This is a genomic window from Thermovirga sp. (genome assembly GCA_012523215.1).
GTDB lineage: Bacteria > Synergistota > Synergistia > Synergistales > Thermovirgaceae > 58-81.
This window is the reverse complement of sequence record JAAYIZ010000139.1, coordinates 1-2,068: the sequence shown is the minus strand read 5'-3', so window position 1 is coordinate 2,068 and position 2,068 is coordinate 1. Positions and strand designations below refer to the sequence as shown.

The following is a 2,068-nucleotide window of genomic DNA, read 5'->3' as shown; positions in this document are numbered from 1 at the left end:
TTTGGCTCCTCGGGCAGGACTCGAACCTGCAACCTAGTGGTTAACAGCCACCCGCTCTGCCTATTGAGCTACCGAGGAATATCGAACCACAAAAAGGGCTGAAGTGGAGGCGGCACCCGGATTCGAACCGGGGATAAAGGATTTGCAGTCCTCTGCCTTACCACTTGGCTATGCCGCCCGCAAAGAGAAAATGGAGCGGAAGACGGGATTTGAACCCGCGACCCCAACCTTGGCAAGGTTGTGCTCTACCCCTGAGCTACTTCCGCCTCACAACCCCATGTATTTTCATGGTGGCGAGACCCAGAATCGAACTGGGGACACGCGGATTTTCAGTCCGCTGCTCTACCTACTGAGCTATCTCGCCTTTTTTCAAGGAGTTGGCGGGGCTGACGAGACTCGAACTCGCGACCTCCGGCGTGACAGGCCGGCGCTCTAACCGACTGAGCTACAACCCCGTTCATCTATTATAACCGTTGAGAAGATTCCTGGTGGGCGAAACAGGGTTCGAACCTGTGACCCCCTGCTTGTAAGGCAGGTGCTCTTCCGCTGAGCTATCCGCCCCAAGGCGCCAGAGTGGCGCGAAGGTTAGTATATCGACCCCCCGATGGTCTGTCAACAAGGGTGGGAGTAGACTATAAAGAGGCAGGATGACCAGCGAACGGAAAGGTGGAGGGGTGATCGAAAATGGGGGATCACAGCCTGAGCGGGCGGTACCGGGGCCGCTACGGTGTCCTGGGGGCGGTCATGCTGGGGAGCATCCTGGGGCCCATCGACGCGAGCATCGTCAACACGATCCTGCCCACGATCACCAGCAGTTTCGGCGTGGGCATTTCCACGGCCCAATGGGTGACCATGATCTACCTCCTCTCCATCAGCAGCCTCCTGCTCTTTTACGGCCGCCTGGGCGATATCCTGGGGTACCGGAAGGTCTACCTCTTCGGCCTCCTGGGTTTCGTGGCGGCTTCGGGGTTGTGCAGCCTCGCTTCGACGATCCGGTGGCTCATCGCCTTCCGCGCCTTCCAGGGGCTGACCGCGGGGCTGACTATGGCGGTGCCCTTCGCCATCGTGACAGCCTCGTTCCCCCCTGAGGAGCGGGGCAAGGCCCTGGGGATCAACGCCGTCAGCATCTCCGTCGGCCTGGCGCTGGGGCCATCCCTGGGCGGGTTCATCACCTCCCTGGCGAGCTGGCGCCTCGTGTTCCTCATCAACGTGCCCATCGGTCTCGCCGCCCTGGCCTGGGGCTGGCTCGTCATCCCCGAGCTGAAGGGCCAGCCCGGCAGGATCGATGCGGGGGGCGTGGTCACGGCGTTCATCTCCCTCTTTTCCATCCTTTTCTTCGTCCGCCGCCTCCAGGGCCACGGCCTGGACCGGGTCTCGGGGCTGGTACTGCTGGCGGCCGTATCGGCGGGGGCCGCCTTCTTCCGGATCGAGAGGAGGTCGCCGCAGCCGCTGCTCGACCTCGACCTTTTCCGGAACCGTACCTTCACCTTCGCCAACGTGAGCGCCCTGCTCAACTTCATGTCCCAGTACGTGATGGTTTTCGTCACTCCCTTCTTCCTCCAGGGGCTACTGGGGTACCCACCCAACAGGGTGGGACTGATCATGACTGCCTTCCCGCTGGCCACCATGGCGGTGGCCCCCTTCAGCGGCTCCCTCTCCGACCGGGTGGGCTCCAGGGCCCCAGCCTGCGCAGGCGCCGCCCTTTGCGCCCTGGCCCTTCTCCTCATGGGCGGACTGTCGGCCTTATCGGGGGCGGCCGACGTGGCCTGGAGGCTGGCCCTCTTCGGCGTCGGCACCGGCCTTTTCCAGTCCCCTAACCACAGCGCGGTGATGGGGAACGCCCCGAGGTCCCACCTGGGGGTGGCTTCGGGGATCCTCGGCACGATGCGCAACGTGGGGATGGTCTTCGGCGTTGCGGCCGGTGGGGCGGTGCTCTTCGCTTTCGCCCCGCCGGGGGCCTTTCAAAAGGCCCTGCTCGGACCCGCGGAAAGGGCGGCCTTTTCCTCCGCGCTGGGGTACGCCTATGTGGTCGGGGCGGTCATGGCGGCGATGTCGGCGGTCACGTCCC

General features: G+C 64.0%; 1 protein-coding gene and 6 tRNA genes. 1 reads left to right on the top strand and 6 read right to left on the bottom strand.

Going from position 1 to position 2,068, the window contains the following annotated elements; genetic code table 11:
* Positions 1–2: 2 nt before the first annotated feature.
* From GX108_03900 to GX108_03875, 6 genes are all read right to left on the bottom strand, one after another.
* Positions 3–78 (bottom strand) — tRNA-Asn (locus GX108_03900).
* A gap of 26 nt (positions 79–104) precedes the next feature.
* Positions 105–178: transfer RNA gene (locus GX108_03895), tRNA-Cys, on the bottom strand.
* Positions 179–191: 13 nt separating this feature from the next.
* Positions 192–266, bottom strand: a tRNA-Gly gene (locus tag GX108_03890).
* A gap of 22 nt (positions 267–288) precedes the next feature.
* A tRNA-Phe gene (locus GX108_03885) sits at positions 289–364 on the bottom strand.
* Between the two features lie 14 nt (positions 365–378).
* Positions 379–455, bottom strand: a tRNA-Asp gene (locus GX108_03880).
* A 31-nt stretch (positions 456–486) separates the two neighbouring features.
* A tRNA-Val gene (locus tag GX108_03875) sits at positions 487–561 on the bottom strand.
* Positions 562–684: 123 nt separating this feature from the next.
* On the opposite strand from GX108_03875, the gene GX108_03870 reads away from it, so the two are divergent.
* Positions 685–2,068 (top strand): MFS transporter (locus GX108_03870; GenBank protein NLO56182.1); only part of this gene is annotated, 1,384 nt, incomplete at its 3' end.